Annotated in this window: 17 protein-coding genes; 9 read left to right on the forward strand and 8 right to left on the reverse strand. The window is 70.2% G+C overall.

The genetic code is table 11. The features are described 5' to 3' along the window. Positions 1-21: 21 nt before the first annotated feature. Positions 22-210 carry a hypothetical protein gene (locus tag C9E82_RS16370; RefSeq protein WP_119900454.1) on the reverse strand — a complete coding sequence of 63 codons (189 nt, stop codon included), beginning with the start codon at positions 208-210 and terminating at the stop codon, positions 22-24. 68 nt (positions 211-278) lie between these two features. Between C9E82_RS16370 and C9E82_RS16375 the strand changes: the two genes are divergently transcribed. Next, positions 279-752: a type II toxin-antitoxin system RatA family toxin gene (locus tag C9E82_RS16375; protein ID WP_119900453.1), complete on the forward strand. Its 474-nt coding sequence runs from the start codon at positions 279-281 to the stop codon at positions 750-752. Between the two features lie 65 nt (positions 753-817). Here C9E82_RS16375 and metK read toward each other — a convergent pair whose 3' ends face one another. From metK to C9E82_RS16405, 6 genes are all read right to left on the reverse strand, one after another. Continuing rightward, a complete protein-coding gene (metK, locus tag C9E82_RS16380; RefSeq protein ID WP_119899223.1) occupies positions 818-1,996 on the reverse strand; it encodes a methionine adenosyltransferase in 1,179 nt (392 codons plus the stop codon). Positions 1,997-2,000: 4 nt separating this feature from the next. After that, positions 2,001-3,392 (reverse strand): adenosylhomocysteinase, encoded by a 1,392-nt coding sequence (ahcY, locus tag C9E82_RS16385; protein WP_119899225.1) that lies wholly within the window; start codon positions 3,390-3,392, stop codon positions 2,001-2,003. 493 nt (positions 3,393-3,885) lie between these two features. Then, positions 3,886-4,545, reverse strand: a complete 660-nt coding sequence (locus tag C9E82_RS16390) for a TetR/AcrR family transcriptional regulator (RefSeq protein WP_119899227.1) — start codon at positions 4,543-4,545, stop codon at positions 3,886-3,888. A 407-nt stretch (positions 4,546-4,952) separates the two neighbouring features. Further along, complete coding sequence (gene typA / locus C9E82_RS16395; RefSeq protein WP_119899229.1) at positions 4,953-6,773, reverse strand: translational GTPase TypA; 1,821 nt, start codon at positions 6,771-6,773, stop codon at positions 4,953-4,955. A 434-nt stretch (positions 6,774-7,207) separates the two neighbouring features. Further along, complete coding sequence (locus C9E82_RS16400; protein ID WP_119899232.1) at positions 7,208-7,963, reverse strand: hydroxypyruvate isomerase family protein; 756 nt, start codon at positions 7,961-7,963, stop codon at positions 7,208-7,210. 7 nt (positions 7,964-7,970) lie between these two features. Then, entirely contained in the window at positions 7,971-8,519 is a 549-nt protein-coding gene (locus C9E82_RS16405; protein ID WP_119899234.1) for a DUF1285 domain-containing protein, read from the reverse strand. A 62-nt stretch (positions 8,520-8,581) separates the two neighbouring features. Between C9E82_RS16405 and C9E82_RS16410 the strand changes: the two genes are divergently transcribed. The 8 genes from C9E82_RS16410 (at position 8,582) to lpxB (ending at position 18,813) form a co-directional block, all read left to right on the forward strand. After that, positions 8,582-9,589 carry an AAA family ATPase gene (locus C9E82_RS16410; RefSeq protein ID WP_119899236.1) on the forward strand — a complete coding sequence of 336 codons (1,008 nt, stop codon included), beginning with the start codon at positions 8,582-8,584 and terminating at the stop codon, positions 9,587-9,589. A 31-nt stretch (positions 9,590-9,620) separates the two neighbouring features. Then, positions 9,621-10,499, forward strand: coding sequence for a DUF58 domain-containing protein (locus C9E82_RS16415; RefSeq protein ID WP_119899265.1), 879 nt, complete (start codon positions 9,621-9,623; stop codon positions 10,497-10,499). Further along, a complete protein-coding gene (locus C9E82_RS16420) occupies positions 10,499-13,273 on the forward strand; it encodes a DUF4159 domain-containing protein (protein ID WP_119899238.1) in 2,775 nt (924 codons plus the stop codon). Before C9E82_RS16415 ends, C9E82_RS16420 begins: the two co-directional genes overlap by 1 nt. Beyond that, positions 13,270-15,444 carry a hypothetical protein gene (locus tag C9E82_RS16425; protein WP_119899240.1) on the forward strand — a complete coding sequence of 725 codons (2,175 nt, stop codon included), beginning with the start codon at positions 13,270-13,272 and terminating at the stop codon, positions 15,442-15,444. Before C9E82_RS16420 ends, C9E82_RS16425 begins: the two co-directional genes overlap by 4 nt. A gap of 66 nt (positions 15,445-15,510) precedes the next feature. Further along, positions 15,511-15,990 (forward strand): 3-hydroxyacyl-ACP dehydratase FabZ, encoded by a 480-nt coding sequence (gene fabZ, locus C9E82_RS16430; protein WP_119899242.1) that lies wholly within the window; start codon positions 15,511-15,513, stop codon positions 15,988-15,990. Further along, the gene (lpxA, locus tag C9E82_RS16435; protein WP_119899244.1) at positions 15,983-16,771 is read left to right on the forward strand and encodes an acyl-ACP--UDP-N-acetylglucosamine O-acyltransferase; all 789 of its coding nucleotides are present in this window, start codon (positions 15,983-15,985) and stop codon (positions 16,769-16,771) included. The genes fabZ and lpxA overlap by 8 nt, the downstream gene beginning before the upstream one ends. Next, positions 16,768-17,580: an LpxI family protein gene (locus tag C9E82_RS16440; protein WP_119899247.1), complete on the forward strand. Its 813-nt coding sequence runs from the start codon at positions 16,768-16,770 to the stop codon at positions 17,578-17,580. The genes lpxA and C9E82_RS16440 overlap by 4 nt, the downstream gene beginning before the upstream one ends. Positions 17,581-17,652: 72 nt before the next feature. Then, positions 17,653-18,813, forward strand: a complete 1,161-nt coding sequence (gene lpxB / locus C9E82_RS16445) for a lipid-A-disaccharide synthase (RefSeq protein ID WP_119899249.1) — start codon at positions 17,653-17,655, stop codon at positions 18,811-18,813. Here lpxB and C9E82_RS16450 read toward each other — a convergent pair. Next, positions 18,791-19,138, reverse strand: coding sequence for a RidA family protein (locus tag C9E82_RS16450; RefSeq protein WP_119899251.1), 348 nt, complete (start codon positions 19,136-19,138; stop codon positions 18,791-18,793). The genes lpxB and C9E82_RS16450 overlap by 23 nt on opposite strands. Positions 19,139-19,232: the final 94 nt, after the last annotated feature.

The raw sequence follows: 19,232 nt of genomic DNA on the forward strand, positions 1-19,232 counted from the left end.
CCGGCGCTGACGGGGGCCGGCTCAGCGCGGCAGGCGCGGGCCGCCGCGGCCGTGTTCCATCTGCGCCCATTCGGGCCAGAAGCCCAGCTTCTCGATCGCCACGATGGCGATGGCCAGCGCGATGACCGCCAGCACCAGCTTGACCCGCCGCGCGCTTGGCGGGTTTCGCGCCCATTTCGATGCGCGCAGCAGCCAGATCAGGTTGTTCATCGCCCGCTTCCCCGCTAAGTGACGCGGCGTATCGAAAGCCATCCCGCGCCGAACTTCAAGAGACGCCCTTGCCCCACCACCAGGACAGCCGCGACCTTCCCTACAGCGCCCGCCAGATGTTCGACCTGGTCGCCGACATCGAAAGCTATCCCCAGTTCCTGCCCTGGAACAGCGCGGCCCGGATCCGCGCGCGCCGCCCGCTGCCCGACGGGGCCGAGGAGATCGCCGCCGACCTGGTCATCAGCTTCAAGGTGTTCCGCGAACGCTTCGGCAGCCGGGTCGTGCTGTGGCCCGCCGATCCCCAGACCGGCAGGCTGCGGATCGACACCGAATACCTGGACGGCCCGTTCCGCCACATGCGCAGCGGCTGGACCTTCACCGACCGCCCCGAGGGCGGCAGCCATGTCGAATTCTTCGTCGATTTCGAGTTCCGCAACGCCATCCTGCAGAAGCTGATCGGCGTCGTCTTCCACGAGGCCATGTCCCGCATCGTCCGCGCCTTCGAGGACCGCGCAAGCAAGCTCTACGGCCCCGGCGCCTGAACCTCTTTCATCTTGGCCCAAATATCCCGGGGGGCCAGGGGGGCAGCGCCCCCCTTCCCGCGATCTCAGCTCAGCGCGGCCTTCAACGCCTCGGCGCGGTCGGTCCGTTCCCAGCTGAAGGCCGTCGCCCCGGCCAGCGGATAGGGCGCGCGCCCGAAATGGCCATAGGTGGCGGTCGGGCGATAGATCGGGTGCAGCAGGTCCAGGTCGCGGATGATCGCGAAGGGCCGCAGGTCGAAGACCTCGCGCACCGCCTTGACGATCCGGTCATGGGCCACCGTCTCGGTCCCGAAGGTATTCAGCGAGATCGAGGTCGGCTGCGCCTCGCCGATGGCATAGCTGATCTGGATCTCGCAGCGGCTGGCCAGCCCGGCCGCGACGATGTTCTTGGCCACCCAGCGCCCGGCATAGGCGGCCGAGCGGTCCACCTTGGACGGATCCTTGCCCGAAAACGCCCCGCCGCCATGGCGCGCCATGCCGCCATAGCTGTCGACGATGATCTTGCGCCCGGTCAGCCCGCAATCGCCGACCGGCCCGCCGATCACGAACTTGCCCGTCGGGTTGATGAAATACTTGGTCGCCTCGGACAGCCATTCGGCGGGCAGGACCGGCTTGATGATCTCCTCGATCACCGCCTCGCGCAGCTCGGCCAGCGCGATCTCGGGATTGTGCTGCGTGGACAGCACCACCGCGTCGATCCCTTCGGGGCGGCCGTCCTCGGCATAGCGCAGCGTCACCTGCGACTTCGCGTCCGGGCGCAGCCAGGGCAGGGTGCCGTCGCGGCGCACCTTCGACTGGCGCTCGACCAGGCGATGCGCATAGGTGATCGGGGCGGGCATCAGCACGTCGGTCTCGTCGCTGGCATAGCCGAACATCAGCCCCTGGTCGCCCGCGCCCTGTTCCTCCAGGCTTTCGCGGTCGACGCCCTGGTTGATCTCGGGCGACTGCTTGCCGATGATGTTGATGACCGAGCAGGTCGCGCCGTCGAAGCCGACATCGGACGAGGTATAGCCGATATCGTTGATGACGCCGCGCACGATGGATTCCAGGTCCACCCAGGCATTGGTCGAGATCTCGCCCGAGATGATCGCCACCCCGGTCTTGACCATCGTCTCGCAGGCGACGCGGGCGCGGGGGTCCTGTTCCAGGATGGAATCGAGGATCGCGTCGCTGATCTGGTCGGCGATCTTGTCGGGATGGCCCTCGGAGACGGATTCCGAGGTGAACAGCGAATATTCGGTCATGGGCTTAATACCGGTAATGATCGGATTTGAACGGGCCTTCGGGCGTCACGCCGATGTAATCGGCCTGTTCGCGCGACAGTTGTGTCAGCTTGACCCCGATCTTGTCCAGATGCAGGCGCGCGACCTTTTCGTCCAGCGCCTTGGGCAGGATGTAGACGCCGGGGGCATAGTCGCCGCCCTTGGTCCACAGCTCGAGCTGGGCCAGCACCTGGTTGGTGAAGCTGGCCGACATGACGAAGCTCGGATGGCCGGTCGCATTGCCGAGGTTCAGCAGGCGGCCCTGAGACAGCAGGATGATGCGGTTGCCCGAGGGCATCTCGATCATGTCCACCTGGTCCTTGACGTTGGTCCATTTGTGGTTCTTCAGCGCGGCGACCTGGATCTCGTTGTCGAAATGGCCGATATTGCCGACGATGGCCATGTCCTTCATCTCGCGCATATGCTCGATGCGGATCACGTCGCGGTTGCCGGTGGTGGTGATGAAGATGTCGGCCGACGCCACCACATCCTCCAGCAGCACCACCTCGAACCCGTCCATCGCGGCCTGAAGCGCGCAGATCGGGTCGACCTCGGTCACCTTGACCCGCGCGCCGGCGCCCTGGAGGCTGGCGGCCGAGCCCTTGCCCACGTCGCCATAGCCGCAGACAACGGCGACCTTGCCCGCCATCATCACGTCGGTGGCGCGGCGGATGCCGTCGACCAGCGATTCCTTGCAGCCATACTTGTTGTCGAATTTCGACTTGGTGACGCTGTCGTTGACGTTGATCGCCGGGAAGGGCAGCAGCCCCTTCCTGTGCAGGTCATAGAGGCGATGCACGCCGGTCGTGGTCTCCTCGGAGACGCCGCGGATCGCGTCGCGCTGGCGGGTGAACCAGCCGGGGGTTTCCGCCATGCGCATGCGGATCTGGGCGAACAGCGCCTCTTCCTCCTCGCTGGTCGGCACGTCGATCAGGCCGGTCTCGCCGGCCTCGACCCGCGCGCCCAGCAGCACATACATGGTCGCGTCGCCGCCATCGTCCAGGATCATGTTCGCGCTGCCTTCAGCGAACTGGAAGATCCGGTCGGTATAGGACCAGTATTCGGCCAGCGTCTCGCCCTTGATGGCGAAGACCGGCACGCCCGAGGCCGCGATCGCCGCCGCCGCGTGGTCCTGGGTGGAATAGATGTTGCAGGACGCCCAACGCACCTCGGCGCCAAGCGCCACCAGCGTCTCGATCAGCACGGCGGTCTGGATGGTCATGTGCAGGCTGCCGGCGATCCGCGCCCCGGCCAGCGGCTTGGCCGCGCCATATTCAGCGCGCAGCGCCATCAGGCCGGGCATCTCGGTTTCGGCGATGTCCAGTTCCTTGCGCCCGAAATCGGCCAGGCTGATGTCTCGAATGATGTAATCGGTCACTGCGCTTGCCTCTTTTGTCCCGTGCCTGCCGGGGGATAGCGCAAGCGGCGGCGGACCGAAAGGGGCGATGGGGCGCCAGGGGGCTGATCGCAACGGATGCACCCCGCAGGGCGGCTGCGGCAGAACCCCAGACCTGCCGCAGCCTGGAAAGCGGCAATATGCTGCCCTCTCCTCGATGTCGGCGGTCAAGCCGCCGATCCTCGCCCATCCGTCCGCCAGGCGGTTCTCCGGCCACGGTGCCGGACCCGCGGCGACCCTGCGCCCGATCCGCGAAAGGCGGGTCCCGGCGGAAGGGTCTCGGCAGAGGGGCGAACCCCAATCAGGAAAATTCTGCCCCCTTACCCGGCGGAAGGCAAAGGAAATGCGCGCAATCAGCTGTCCGAATCGGTTCAGTTCCCGCAGGAAGCCGCCCGCGCGTCCCAAGGGACACGCTTTTGCGGCGGCCGGCGCGGTTTTCGCCGCGATCCGCGCGCCTGTCCCGGCGCGTGATTCGTCAGGCCGGGGCGGTCGCGGCCGGGGCGGCAGAGGGTCTTGGCCGCGAGCCGCGGGCGATGCGGGTCATGAAGTCGTGCAGCGCCTGCTTGGCGGCGATCATCGGCGGCGTGCCCGGATACCATTCCGCCATCCGCCCGTCGACGATCATCCGCGCCAGCCCATAGGCGAAGCTGCGGCCCGAGATCACCATCAGCGGAATGTTCTCGTTCGGGGCCAGGTGCCCGCAATCGCGCGCCCGCTCCAGCATCCGCTGCATCAGTTCGCGCATCGAATCGTGATAGCGCTGCAGCCGCGGATTGCCGACAAGCTGCACCAGATGCCCGCCCGAGATCAGGCGGAAATAGCGTTCATGCTGCACGGCCCATTCGATATAGGCCTCGCCAAGCGCGCCGAACTGGGCCACCGCGTCGTCGGGATTGACCTTGACCACCGCCTTGACGCAGCTGTCATGCAGCCACAGCAGCGCCTGTTCGGCCGCGGCCTCGTAGACCGCATCCACGTCGGGAAAGATCCCCGCGACATCATCGAGGTTCGCCCCGGCCTCGGCGGCGATCTGCGCCAGGGACGGGGGCGTTGCCGCCGGATGACGCAGCAGGTCCATCGCCGCGGCGATGGTGCGCTGATGAAGTCCGCTCCCGTCCGGCTTCTGATCATACATTTCCGTTCCCCCAGTGCAGGGCAAAGTTACGCGATCCTGACCGGCGTCGGGAATGGCACCGAGAGCAATGGCTAAACGACACCGTTCAATCTTCTCGCAAGAGATGCACCATAAGCAAGCACCGTTTCAACTGAAAATAGACTAAACTTGATCTATTAAATTTCTAGTTGAAATTTACTTATGTAATGGCAATTTCATGGGGCAGATCGATGATTCCAAAAGACAAATCCATGCCCGGCAACGTCAGGGATGCCGGATCGTGGCTGCCTGTCGGTTCTTCCGATCTCCTCCCGGAACTGCGACAAATATGGTGATATTTTACCGAAGCTTGTCGGTTGCCGCCAGTTCGCCTTTTAGACAGGTTGCCAGCCGGGCGCAGTCATGCTGCCCCGGCCGGCGATCCGTCATCAGCCTTCCGCGCGGGCCTGGCGCTTGCGCTCGTGCGGGTCCAGGAAGCGCTTGCGCAGCCGGATGTTTCGCGGCGTCACCTCGACCAGCTCGTCGTCGTTGATATAGGCGATGGCCTCTTCCAGCGACATGCGGACCGGCGGCGTCAGGCGCACGGCCTCGTCGGTGCCCGAGGCGCGCACGTTGGTCAGCTTCTTGCCCTTCAGCGGGTTCACTTCCAGGTCGTTGTCGCGCGAATGCTCGCCGATGATCATGCCCTGGTACAGCTGTTCCTGCGCGCCGATGAACATCTTGCCGCGGTCTTCCAGGTTCCACAGCGCATAGGCCACCGAGACGCCATCCTCCATCGAGATCAGCACGCCCTGGCGGCGGCCCTGGATGGCCCCCTTGTAGGGCGCCCAGCCGTGGAAGATGCGGTTCAAGACGCCGTTGCCGCGCGTGTCGGTCATGAATTCGCCGTGATAGCCGATCAGCCCGCGCGAGGGCACATGCGCGACGATCCGGGTCTTGCCGTGGCCGGCGGGACGCATGTCGACCATCTCGCCCTTGCGCTCGCCGGTCAGCTTCTCGATCACCGCGCCGGTATAGTCGTCATCCACGTCGATGATGACTTCCTCGACCGGCTCCAGCCGCTGGCCGTCTTCCTCGCGGAAGATGACGCGGGGGCGGCTGATCGACAGCTCGAAACCCTCGCGGCGCATGTTCTCGATCAGCACGCCCATCTGCAATTCGCCGCGGCCCGAGACCACGAAGGCCTCGCCGCCCGGCGTGTCCTCGACCTTGATGGCGACGTTGACCTCGGCCTCGCGCATCAGCCGCTCGCGGATGACGCGGGACTGGACCTTCTTGCCGTCCTGGCCGGCCAGCGGGCTGTCGTTGATGCCGAAGGTCACGCTGATGGTGGGCGGGTCGATGGGCTGCGCGGGCAGGGCGGTCGTCACCTCGGGCGCGCAGAGCGTGTCGGCCACGGTGGCCTTGGCCATGCCGGCGATGGTCACGATGTCGCCGGCCTCGGCGACGTCGATCGGGGTCTGGGTCAGGCCGCGGAAGGCCAGGATCTTGCTGATGCGGAACTGCTCGATCCGCTCGCCGTCGCGCGACAGGGCCTTCAGCGTGTCGCCGGCCCTGGCGGTTCCCGCCTCGACCCGGCCGGTCAGCAGGCGGCCCAGGAAGTTGTCGGCGCCAAGCGTGGTGGCCAGCATCTGGAACGGCTCGGCCGCGCGGGCGATCTGCCTGGGCGGCTCGACATGTTTCAGGATCAGGTCGAACAGCGCCGACATGTCCTTGCGCGGGCCGTCCAGCACCTCGTCCGCCCAGCCGCCGATCCCCGAGGCATAGAGATGCGGGAAATCCAGCTGCTCGTCGCTGGCGCCCAGATTGGCGAACAGGTCGAAGACGTCGTTCAGCGCGTCGTCGGGCTCGGCGGCGGGCTTGTCGACCTTGTTCAGCACCACGATGGGCTTGAGGCCAAGGGCCAGCGCCTTCGAGGTCACGAATTTCGTCTGCGGCATCGGGCCTTCGGCGGCATCGACCAGCAGGCAGACGCCGTCGACCATCGACAGGATGCGCTCGACCTCGCCGCCGAAATCGGCGTGGCCGGGGGTGTCGACGATGTTGATCCGCGTGCCCTTCCACTCGACCGAGGTGGCCTTGGCCAGGATGGTGATGCCGCGCTCGCGCTCGATGTCGTTGCTGTCCATGGCGCGTTCCGCGACGGCCTGGTTCTCGCGGAAGGAGCCCGACTGTTTCAGCAGCTGGTCCACCAGGGTGGTCTTGCCGTGGTCGACATGGGCGATGATGGCGATATTGCGGATATCCATGGGGGCCTTCTTCAGCGTTTCGCGGCTGCCCTAACGTGGCATGGCCGGAATGACCAGTGAAAAACGCCGGCCATGGGGCCTGCTGCATCCTTCCGCGCGGCGGTGCCGTTGCGTCCGGCGCCCGCCGCGGCGGAATGCGGATGATTTCGCCACCGCGCATCCCCGCCGGGCCGGGACGCAGGGTGGCGCCGGGGTGGGCCGCCTTGCCCCGCGCGTCAGCGCAGGCCCAGGAAGGACAGGATGAACAGGACGATGACGACCAGTCCGACGATATAGATGATCGAGTTCATGGGCTTCTCCCTTTGTCGGTTCGCGGCCCCGTCGCGCATCGCCGCGTCCGTTGCCCTTGCCAGGGAAACGAGCGCGGCTTGCGGCGGGTTCCGTCGCCGCGGCGTTTTCCCTGCCGATGCGGCGGCGCGGTTCTGGGACGGGATTCAGCGGCGGGGCAGCCAGCCCAGCCCGGCCTCGGTATGGCCCTCGGGGTTGTATTCGGCGCTGATCCAGCCGCGATAGCCGCTGGAATCGACCATCGCGAAGAAGGCCGGCCAGTCGATCTCGCCGCCCACGGGCTCGTGGCGGCCCGGATAGCCGGCGATCTGCACATGGCGCACATGCGGCGCCACGCGCGCCCAGGTGCCGGCCACGTCGCCGGTGATCCGTTGCGCGTGATAGGCGTCGAACTGCAGGCCCAGGTTGGGGGCGCCGATCTCCTCGATGATCGCCGCGGCCAGGTCGAAATCCGCCAGGAAATAGCCCGGCATGTCGATCCGGTTGATCGGCTCGATGGTCAGGCTGGCATGGGGCGCGCGCTGGACCGCCCATCGCAGGTTCTCGACGAAGACCGCCCGCGCGGCGTCGCCCTCGGCCCGGCCGGCCATGACGTGGATGTGGCGCGCCCGCAGCGCCTGGGCGAAGCGCAGCGCGCGGTCGAAATCGTGGCGGAAGCGTTCCTCGCGCCCCGGCTCGGCGGCGAAGCCGCGCGGCCCGCCGGCCCAGTTCGGCGGCGGGGTGTTCAGCAGCACCATCTCGACCCCGGCGGCGGTGGCCGCCCGCGACAGGTCCTTCGCGGCGATGTCATAGGGAAACAGGATCTCGACCCCGGTGAAGCCCGCATGGGCCGCGGCGGCGAAGCGGTCCTGCATCGGCAGTTCGGTGAACAGCATGGTCAGGTTGGCGGCGAAACGCGGCATCGGGACCTCAGGGTTCCAGGGCGAAGAACTGCCCGGCCGAGCGCACGCCGGTCCGGCCGCCCGGCCCGTCCGAGGCCGCCGCCGCCAGCCGGTAGAAGGTCTTGCGGTCGATCAGCGCCTCCAGGCCCGCGCGCACCATCACATAGGGGCGCGGCTCGGTCGCGTCGCCGCGCAGGATGATCGGATGTTCGGCATCGGCCGTCACCCGGTCGCCGACATTGGTGGTGAAGGTGATGCGGTCGCGGAGGATGTCGGCATCGGTCGCCACGAAGGGCGCATCGACGACGCGGATGCCGACCTTCTCGACCGGGGTGACCAGGAAGAAGCTGTCGCCCTCGCGCTTCAGGATGGTGGAAAACAGCCGCACCATGGCCGGGCGCCCGATCGGCGTGCCCTGATAGAACCATGTGCCGTCGGCGCGGATCTCCATGTCCAGGTCGCCGCAGAAGGGCGGGTTCCACAGATGCACCGGCGGCAGCCCGCCCGCCTTGGCCGCCTTGCTTGCGGCTTCGGCAATGCCCTCTGCACTCACGCTTTTGTCAGACTGATCGGCCATTGGATGTGGTCGCCCGTGATTTGGTTGCATATGCTGGTCTAGAGCAGGAGAAAGGCATTGTCATGGCTTCGGATGAAATTCTGGTGCAGCAGGTGACGCAGCTTGGCCAGAAGCTGGCCGGGGCGCGCAGCAGCATCGAGCAGCGCTTCGTCGGCCAGCATGGCGTGGTCGAGCAGGTGCTGGCGGCGATCCTGTCGGGCGGGCACGCGCTTCTGGTGGGCCAGCCCGGCCTGGGCAAGACCATGCTGGTCGACACGCTGGCCACGGTGATGGGGCTGCACAGCCAGCGCATCCAGTTCACCCCCGACCTGATGCCCGCCGACATCCTGGGTTCCGAGGTTCTGGACGTGCTGCCCGACGGCAGCCGCGCCTTCCGCTTCATCGAGGGCCCGGTCTTCACCCAGCTTCTGATGGCCGATGAGATCAACCGCGCCAGCCCCCGCACGCAGTCGGCGCTTCTGCAGGCCATGCAGGAACGCGAGGTGACGGTGGGCGGCCAGCACCGCCCGCTGGGGCGGCCCTTCCATGTGCTGGCCACCCAGAACCCGATCGAGCAGGAGGGCACCTATCCGCTGCCCGAGGCGCAACTGGACCGCTTCCTGCTGCAGATCGACGTCGATTACCCGGACCGCGACACCGAGCGCGAGATCCTGCTGGCCACGACCGGCATCGAGGAGGGCGCGTCCCATGCCGTCTTCGACCCGGCGGAACTGATCGCGGCGCAGCGCCTGATCCGGCAGATGCCGGTGGGCGAGGCGGTGGTCGAATCGATCCTGGACCTGGTGCGCGCCTGTCGCCCCGGCGCCCCCGAGGCGGCGGGATTCGTCGGCGACACGCTGGTCTGGGGGCCGGGGCCGCGCGCCGCGCAGGCGCTGATGCTGGTCACGCGGGCGCGGGCGGCGCTGAACGGCCGCTTCGCGCCGACGTTGGAGGATGTCGAGGCCATGGCCGCGCCGGTCCTGCGCCACCGCATGGCGCTGTCCTTCGCCGCCCGCGCGCGGGGCGAAAACGTCGATGGCGTGATCGGGCGCATCCTGGACGAACGGACCCACAGCCGCCACGCCGCATGAGGTCTGCCCCTTGCCGCCGAACAGCCTGCCCATGACGCCCCCCAAACCACGCATGGCCGAACTGCGCTCGCGCGCCGAGGCGGCCAGCGCGCATCTGCCCGGCCTGATCCTCTCGGCCGAGCGGCTGGCCGCGATGGTCGCGCCCGGCGCGCATGGCCTGCGCCGCGCCGGTCCGGGCGAGGATTTCTGGCAATACCGCCCCGCCGCGCAGGGCGACAGCGCGCGGGCCATCGACTGGCGCCGCTCGGCCCGGTCGGACGCGCAATTCGTCCGCGACCGCGAGGCGCAGACGGCGCAGGCGGTGGCGATCTGGGTCTCGGGCGGGCAGGGAATGGATTTCGCCGGCGGGCCCGGCCGGCCGACCAAGGCCGCCCGCGCGCGGCTTCTGGCGCTGGCTCTGGCCATGGTGCTGCTGCGCGGGGGCGAGAAGGTCGGCCTTCTGGGCCAGCCCGCCCGCGCCGGCCGCGTCCAGGGCGATCGCATCGCCGAGGCGCTGGTGACGGCCGCGCCCGTGGCCGGCGACGACGACCAGCCCGATGCCGACGCGCTGCGCCCCAACCAGCGGCTGGTGCTGATCGGCGATTTCCTGGAACGCCCCGACTGGCTGCCGCCGCTTCTGGCCCGCGCCTCGGCGATGGGGGTGCGCGGCGCGATGATGCAGCTGCTGGACCCGGACGAGGAAGCCTTCCCCTATGCCGGCGCGGTGGTTTTCCGGTCGCTGTCCGGCCGGCTTTCGCATGACAGCCGCGACGCGCAGGGGCTGCGCGCCGCCTATCTGCAGCGGCTGGCCGAGCGGCGCGACTGGCTGTCGGCGCAGGCGGCGGGCGCGGGCTGGCATTTCGGCCATCACGCGACCGATCACGCGCCCGCGGTGGCGCTGGAATGGCTGTATCAGGTGCTGGGGGGCTGATGCTGATCCTCGGGCCCCTGGGATTCGCGGCGCCATGGGTGCTGACGGCGCTGGCCCTGCTGCCGGTGCTGTGGCTGATCCTGCGCGCCATGCCGCCCAGCCCGCGCCGGGTGGAGTTTCCGGGCGTGGCGCTGCTGCGCGGGCTGGTGGACCGGCAGCCGGTGGCGCGGCGCACGCCCTGGTGGCTGCTGTTGCTGCGGCTGGCGGCGATCGCGGCGCTGATCCTGGCCTTTGCCGGGCCGGTCTGGAAGCCGGCGCCGCAGGACGATGCCGACGGCCCGCTGCTGGTGCTGATGGATGCCGGCTGGGCGGCCGCGCCCGACTGGCCCGCGCGCCAGGCCCGCGCCGAGCGCGCCCTGGCCGAGGCCGCCGCCGATGGCCGTCCCGCCGCGCTGCTGCTGGCGGATGGCCGCGCGGATCCCGGCGCGCTGAGCTTCCAGCCCGCCGATGCGCTGCTGGCGCGGCTGCGCGCGGCGCAGCCCGTCGCATGGGAAACCACGCTGCCCGAGGATCCCGCCGCCGCGCTGGCCGACCTGCCGCAGGGGCGGTTCTCGACCCTGTGGATCGCCGACGGGCTGGACCATCCGCATCGCGCCGCCTGGCTGTCCGCGCTGGCCGAGCGCGGCGGCGTCACCGTGCTGCCGCCCTCGGGCCCCGTCCGCGCGCTGAGCCTGCATGACGGCGAGACGCCCTCGCTGACGCTGACCTCGACCGACGATGCGGCGCCCGCCGTGCTGGCCATCGGCCCCGATCCGCAGGGGGTGGAGCGCGAGCTGGCGCGGCTGGCGCCGGGCGATGCCTCGGGCGAACGCGGCGTCGCCACGCGGCCGGTGGCCATCGACCTGCCGCCCGAGCTGCGCAACCGCATCACCCGCTTCCAGGTCGAGGGCGTGGCCCATGCCGGCGCCGTGGTGCTGGCCGACGACCGGGTGCGGCGTCACAAGGTCGGGCTGGTGGGCGATGCCGACCGCCAGGCCGAGGGCCAGCAATTGCTGTCTCCGCTGCATTACCTGCGCCGGGCGCTGGCGCCGACCACCGACCTGGTCGAGGGCGGGCTTGGCGACGTCCTGGACACCGCGCCCGACGTCATCATCCTGGCCGACCAGGTCGAGCTGGCCGAGGCCGGCGAGCTGGCCGGCTGGGTCGAGGAGGGCGGGCTGCTGATCCGTTTCGCCGGGCCGCGCATGGCCGCCTATGACCGGCTGGTCGAGGAGCCGCTGCTGCCGGTGCAGCTGCGCCAGGGCGGGCGCGACATCGGCGGCGCGCTGAGCTGGGGCGACCCGCGCGGCGTCAGGCCCTTCGCCTCGGACGGGCTGTTCGCCGGGCTGCCCGCGCCCGAGGACGTGGCGATCCGCGCCCAGCTGATGCCGCAGCCCGCCCCCGACCTGGCCGAGCGCACCATCGCCGCGCTGACCGACAACACGCCGCTGGTCACCCAGGCCCGGCAAGGCCAGGGGCAGCTGGTGCTGTTCCACGTCACCGCCAATGCCGAATGGTCGAACCTGCCGATCTCGGGCCTGTTCGTGCAGATGCTGGAACGGCTGATCGCCACCGCCCGCAGCAGCCCGGCCGAGGCGCTGGCCGAGGATCGCGAACATCCCTTCTGGACGCCTCGGACGCTGCTGGACGGCTTCGGCCGCGCCCAGCCGGCCGAGGGGCTGGCCCCGGTGCCCGCCGAGGCGCTGGCCGATGGCCCCGGCCCCGACCATCCCGCCGGGATCTATGCCGCCGGGGATCGCCACGTGGCGCTGAACGCGGGCGGCGATTTCGCGCTGGCGACCTGGCCCGGCGCCCGGATCGAGGACCGGGCCGAGGGCGCGGGGCGCGACCTGAAGGGTGCGCTTCTGGCCGCCGCCGCGATCCTTCTGGCGCTGGACGCGCTGGGATCGGCCTGGCTGGCCCGCGGCCACCGGGGCCAGGGACGCGGCCAGGGACGGTCCACCGCGCTGCTGCTGGCCGGGCTGCTGGCGTTGTCGCCGCCGCCCGCGACGGCGCAGCAGGGCGAGCTGAACGCCGAGCTGATCCGCGCCGCCGACGAGGTCGCGCTGGCCTATGTGCTGACCGGGGACGAGGAGGTCGACGAGATCTCGCACGAGGGGCTGCGCGGGCTGTCCATGGTGCTGCGCCAGCGCAGCTCGGTCGAGCCCGGCGCGCCGGTCGCCATCGACCTGGACCAGGACGAGCTGTCGGTGCTGACCTTCCTCTACTGGCCGGTGACCGACAGCCAGCCGCTGCCTTCGCCGCAGGCCTATCTGCGGCTGAACCACTTCCTGCGCTCGGGCGGGATGATCCTGTTCGACACGCGCGACGGCGACATCGCCGGCGTGGGCGGCCCGGACATGAGCGCGGCGCTGCAAAGCCTGGCCGCGCCGCTGGAGATCCCGCCGCTGGCGCCCATCCCCGACGATCACGTCCTGACCCGCACCTTCTACCTGCTTTCGGATTTCCCCGGTCGCTGGCAGGGCCAGCCGGTCTGGGCCGAGGCACCCGTGTCCGAGGCCGCCGTCGAGGGCGGCTTCCGGCAGCTGAACGACGGCGTCAGCCCGGTGGTGATCGGCGGCAATTCCTGGGCCGAGGCCTGGGCCCTGGGCGATGACGGGATGCCGCTGTTTCCCATCGGCCGCGGCTGGGAGGGCGAGCATCAGCGCGAGCTGGCCTGGCGCTTCGGGGTCAACCTGATCATGTATGTGCTGACCGGCAACTACAAGTCCGACCAGGTCCATGTGCCGGCGCTGCTGGACCGGCTGCGCGTGGAAGAGGATCTGGCCCGATGAACCTTTCGGCGACGGCATTGCGCTTCGATCCCGCGCTGCCCTGGTGGGCGATCGCCGCGCTGGCCGGGCTGGCGCTGCTGGTCGCGGGCTTCGCGCTGTGGCGGGGGTTGCGCGGCTGGGCCTGGCGGGGCCTTGCGGGGCTGGCCGCCGCGCTGGCCTTGGCCGGCCCGGCGCTGGAGCTGGGCAGCCGGGCGGGGCTGTCGGACATCGTGATCCTGCTGGACGACCGTTCCGCCAGCCAGTCGCTGCCGGGCCGCGCGGGCCAGACCGATGCGGCGCTGGAGGCGCTGGAGACGCAGATCGCCGCGCTGCCGGGGACCGAGCTGCGCCGCGTGACCCTGGGCGACGACGATGACGGCACGCTTCTGGCCACCGCGCTTTCCCGCGCCATCGCCGCCGAGCCCGAGGCGCGGCTGGCCGGGGTGATCGCGCTGACCGACGGCCGGCTGCACGACCCGGCGATGCTGCCCGCCGCCGCCCCCGCGCCGATCCACACGCTGCTGACCGGCCAGCCCCAGGACTGGGACCGCCGCCTGGTGATCGAGGAGGCCCCCGCCTTCGGCCTGATCGACCAGGAGGTCAGCATCCGCCTGCGCGTCGAGGACCAGGGCGCCGTCCCCGACGACGTGCAGGGCCGCTCCGCCAACCTGCGCATCAGCATCGACGGCGAGGAGGAACAGGTCTTCGCCGTCCCTCCCGGCCTGTCGCTGGAGATGCCGCTGCGGCTGGCCCATGCCGGCCAGAACACCGTGCAGATCGGCTTCGACGCGCCCGCCAGCGAGGCCGGGCCGCCCGAGCTGACCGACCGCAACAATGCCGCCGCGATCAGCATCAACGGCGTGCGCGACCGGCTGCGCGTCCTGCTGGTCTCGGGCGAGCCGCATGCCGGCGAACGGACATGGCGCAACCTGCTGAAATCCGACGCGGCGGTGGACCTGATCCATTTCACCATCCTGCGCCCGCCCGACAAGTCCGACGGCGTGCCGGTGGACGAGCTGGCGCTGATCGCCTTCCCCACGCGCGAGCTGTTCCTGGAGCGGATCGACGATTTCGACCTGATCATCTTCGACCGCTACAGCGTCCGGGGCATCCTACCGCCCGACTATTACATGAACATCGCCCGCTATGTGCGCGAGGGCGGCGCGATCCTGGTGGCGGCGGGGCCGGAACTGGCCAGCGTCGAAAGCCTCAGCCTGTCGCCCCTGGGCCCGATCCTGCCCGCGCGCCCCACCGGCCGGGTCGTCGACGAGCCCTTCCGCCCGCAGCTGAGCGATGACGGGCGGCGCCATCCGGTGACCACGGCCCTGCCCGGTGCGCCCGCCGATGGGGCCGGGAACGAGGCCGGGGCCGGGGACGGCTGGGGTCGCTGGTTGCGCATGGTCGAGGTGACGCCCGATGCGCAGGCGCAGGTGGTGATGACCGGCGTGGACGACCGCCCGCTGCTGCTGCTGGACCGGGTGGGCGAGGGGCGCGTGGCGCTTCTGGCCTCGGACCAGGTCTGGCTGTGGGGGCGCGGCTTCGAGGGCGGCGGGCCGCAGCTGGAACTGCTGCGCCGCATCGCGCACTGGTCGATGAAGGAGCCCGAGCTGGAGGAAGAGGCGCTGCTGGCCGATGTCTCGGACGGGCTGCAGGTGCGGCTGACGCGGCGGACGATGCAGCCCGATGCCGGGCCCGTGGCGATCACCCGCCCCGACGGCACGGTCGAGGAGGTGCCGCTGGCCGAGGACGGGCCGGGCCGCTTCACCGGCGACTGGACCGCGCCCGAGCCGGGGCTCTACCGGTTGCAAGACGGCGATCTGCGCCGGGTGCTGGCGCTGGGGCCCGCCGCGCCGCGCGAGTTCGAGCAGACCGTGGCCAGCGGCGAGGCCCTGGCCCCGCTGGCCGAGGCCTCGGGCGGCGCGGTGCTGAACCTGTCCGAGGGCGTCCCCGACCTGCGCGTGGTGCCCGAAGGCCGCCGCGCCCATGGCCAGGGCGTCGCGGGCGACTGGATCGCGATCACCAGCCGCGACGCGGCCACCGTCACCGGGCTGGAGCGGCGCCCGCTGCTGCCCGGCTGGGCCTGGCTGGGCCTGGTCGCCGGGCTGATCCTGGCGGGCTGGCTGGCCGAGGGGCGGCGGGGAAGCGGCGGCGGCGGCGGCTCGCCGATGCCGGACGCGCCGGGCCGGGCCTGATCCGGTCGCGCTTGCCAATGGTCATGGGCATTGGTAACCCGTTGAAAATCGCCTGAAGGAACGGACATGGCAGAGGCAACGCGCAATCCAGCCCCCTATACCGAGGCCGATCTCAGCCTCATCAAGCGGATCATCCCGCATCGCTATCCCTTCCTGTTCATCGACAAGGTGCGCGACATCGTGCCCTTCGAAGGCGGTGTCGGCATCAAGAACGTCACCTGCAACGAGCCGCATTTCCAGGGCCATTTCCCCGACGAGCCGGTGATGCCCGGCGTCACCCTGGTCGAGGCCATGGCCCAGACCGCGGCCATCGTGGTCGGCATCAGCATGAACATCATCGACCAGCCGATGCTGACCTATTTCATGGGCATCGACAAATGCAAGTTCCGCCGCATGGTGGTGCCGGGCGATGTCGCTGAGCTGCATGTCAAGGCCATCCGCGGCGGCGGCAAGATCTGGAAATTCGAGGGCCGGGCGCTGGTCGACGGCCAACTCTGCGCCTCGGCCGAATTCACGGCCATGATGGCGCGCAAAGAAGATGAGTGACACCCGCATCCACCCCTCGGCCGTGATCGAGCCGGGGGCGCAGATCGGCGAAGGGGTCGAGATCGGCCCCTTTTGCGTCGTCGGCCCGCAGGTCAGCCTGGCCGCCGGGGTGGTGCTGAAATCGCATGTCGTCGTGACCGGCGAGACCTCGGTGGGCGAGGGCACGGTGATCTTCCCCTTCGCCTCGATCGGCGAGATCCCCCAGGACCTGAAGTTCCGCGGCGAGCGCGCGCGGCTGGAGATCGGCGCCCGCAACCGGATCCGCGAATACGTGACGATGAATCCCGGCACCGAGGGCGGCGGCGGCGTCACCCGGATCGGCGATGACGGGCTGTTCATGGCCGGCAGCCACGTTGCCCATGATTGCCAGCTTGGCGACCGGGTGATCCTGGTCAACAACGCCTCGGTCGCCGGCCATTGCGTGCTGGAGGACGACGTGATCGTCGGCGGGCTGTCGGGCGTGCATCAGTTCGTGCGCATCGGCCGGGGCGCGATGATCGGCGCGGTCACGATGGTGACGGCGGACGTGATCCCCTACGGGCTGGTGCAGGGGCCGCGCGGCCATCTGGACGGGCTGAACCTGGTGGGCCTCAAGCGCCGCGGGGCCAGCCGCAGCGACATCGCCGCGCTGCGCGACTTGCTGGCGGCGCTTGGCGGCGGGGCGTTCCGCGACACGGCGCGCGCACGCGCCGGTGCCGAGGCGACGGCGATGGAACGCGACGTCCTGGACTTCATCCTCGGCCCCTCGGAGCGCAGCTTCCTGACCCCGAAACCCGCATGAGCCGCATCGCCGTCATCGCCGGGCAGGGCGCGCTTGCCCCGGCCATCATCGCCGCGCTGGGCGACCCGCTGGTCTATGCGCTGGAGGGCTTCGCCCCCGACGGCGTCGCCGCCGCCCCCTTCCGGCTGGAGCGGCTGGTGCCGTTCCTGGACAGCCTGATCGACCAGGGCGTGGAACGGGTGGTCTTCGCCGGCGCCATCCGCCGCCCGCGACTGGAACCCGAAGCCTTCGACGCGCGCACCGCGCAACTGGTGCCGCGGATCATGATGGCGATGCAGTCGGGCGACGACGCGGCCCTGCGCGCGGTCCTCGACGTGTTCGAGGAAAACGGCCTGAAGATCTGTTCCGTAAACGAAATCGCCCCCGAACTGATCCCGGAAGACGGCATTCTGACCGGCGCGCCGTCAGAGGCGGACCAGCGCGACGCCGACCGCGCCGCCGCCATCCTGGCCGCGCTCGGCGGGCTGGATATCGGCCAGGGCGCGGTGGTGGCGCAGGGGCTGTGCATGGCGATCGAGACCCTGCCCGGCACCGCCGCCATGCTGGATTTCGTCGCCTGCCACGCCGATCTGCGGCCCAATCCCAAAGGCGCGCGCGGCGTCTTCTACAAGGCGCCGAAGCCGGGCCAGGACCGGCGCATCGACCTGCCGACGCTTGGCCCCGACAGCGTGACCCAGGCGGCCGCGGCGGGCCTTGCCGGCATCGCCTGGGAGGCCGGGGGCGTGATCCTGCTGGACCGGGTCGAATCCATCCGCCGCGCGGAAACGGCGGGGATGTTCTTGTGGGCGCGGTCGCCAATGGGTATTTGAACAACAGAGAAACGAAGTCGCGTCTTCTTCGTTGTCCCAAATACCCATGAAACGAGCTGGCAGGCGGGCGGCATGAAGTTCTTTCTGATCGCAGGAGAGCCCTCGGGCGACCAGCTGGGCGCGGCGCTGATGGCCGGGCTTCGCGAATTGCTGCCGGATGTGGAATTCGTCGGCATCGGCGGCCCGGAGATGGCCGGCCAGGGGCTGGAGAGCCTGTTCGCGATGGACGAGCTGAGCCTGATGGGCATCTGGGAGGTGCTGCCGAAATACCGCCAGCTGAAGCGCCGCATCGCCCAGACGGCGGAGGCGGTCCAGGACGCGGCGCCGGATGCGCTGATCACCATCGACAGCCCGGATTTCTGCCTGCGGGTGGCGCGGCTGGTCCGTGCGGCGCGGCCGGATCTGCGCACCATTCATTATGTCGCGCCCTCGGTCTGGGCCTGGCGGCCGGGGCGGGCGGCGAAGATGGCCGGGGTGATCGACCATGTGCTGGCGATCCTGCCCTTCGAGCCGCCCTACATGCATGCCGCCGGGATGAGCTGCGATTTCGTCGGCCATCCGATCGCCACCGCGCCCGTCGCCGGCCCCGACGAGGCCGCGCAGTTCCGCGCCGCTCATGGCATCGCCCCGGACGCGCCGGTGGTGCTGTGCCTGCCGGGATCACGCCGCTCGGAGGTCGGCCGCCTGGCCGGCCGCTTCGACGAGGCGCTGATCCGGCTGCGCGACCGCGTACCCGAGATCCGCGTCGTGCTGCCCACCGTGCCCGGCGTGGCCTCGATGGTGCGCGAGATGACCCGGCGCTGGCCCGATGCCCCGGTGGTGGTCGAGGATCCCGACGAGAAGCGCGCGGGTTTCGCCGCGGCGGATCTGGCGCTGGCCGCCTCGGGCACGGTCAGCCTGGAGCTGGCCGCCAATCGCGTGCCGATGGTGATCGGCTATGACATGGCGCCGGTCAGCCGGCTGCTGGTCGGGCTTCTGCTGCGCACCGACACGGTCACGCTGGTCAACCTGGTCAGCGAGACCCGCGCGGTGCCGGAATTCCTGGGCCGGCGCTGCCAGCCGGGGCCGCTGGCCGCCGCGCTGCAGACGGTGCTGGAGGACATGGGCGCGCGCAAGGCGCAGCTGGATGCCATGGACCTGACCATGGACCGGCTGGGCAAGGGAGGCGAGGCGCCGGGCCTTCGCGCGGCGCGCTCGGTGCTGCGGGCGGTTACAGAAGCGCGGTCACGATGATCTCGACCTTGTAGTCGGGCGTGGCCAGCTTCGCCTCGCCGGTGGCGCGGGCGGGGGCGTGGCCCTCGGCGACCCATTCGTCCCAGACCGCGTTCATCTGCGCGAAATCGGCCATGTCGGCCATCCAGATCTGGGCCGAGACGATGCGGGTCTTGTCGGTGCCGGCCTCGGCCAGCAGCCGGTCGACCTGCGCCAGCACCGCGCGGGTCTGGTCCGCGACGCTGGCGCCGGGTTCGCCGACCTGCCCGGCCAGCCAGACCATGCCATTGGCGACGACCGCCTGGCTCATCCTCTTGCCGCATTCGATGCGCTTGATCTCGCTCATGTCTCGTTCTCCGTAGGGGGCGTTGCCGGTTCCGGCCGGGATTCCGTCAGCGATAACAACCATCTGGCGGGGATCCGGGTCCTGGCCGCCCGCG

The sequence above is a fragment of the Paracoccus sigandri genome, from assembly GCF_003709565.1.
GTDB classification, from domain to species: domain Bacteria; phylum Pseudomonadota; class Alphaproteobacteria; order Rhodobacterales; family Rhodobacteraceae; genus Paracoccus; species Paracoccus siganidrum.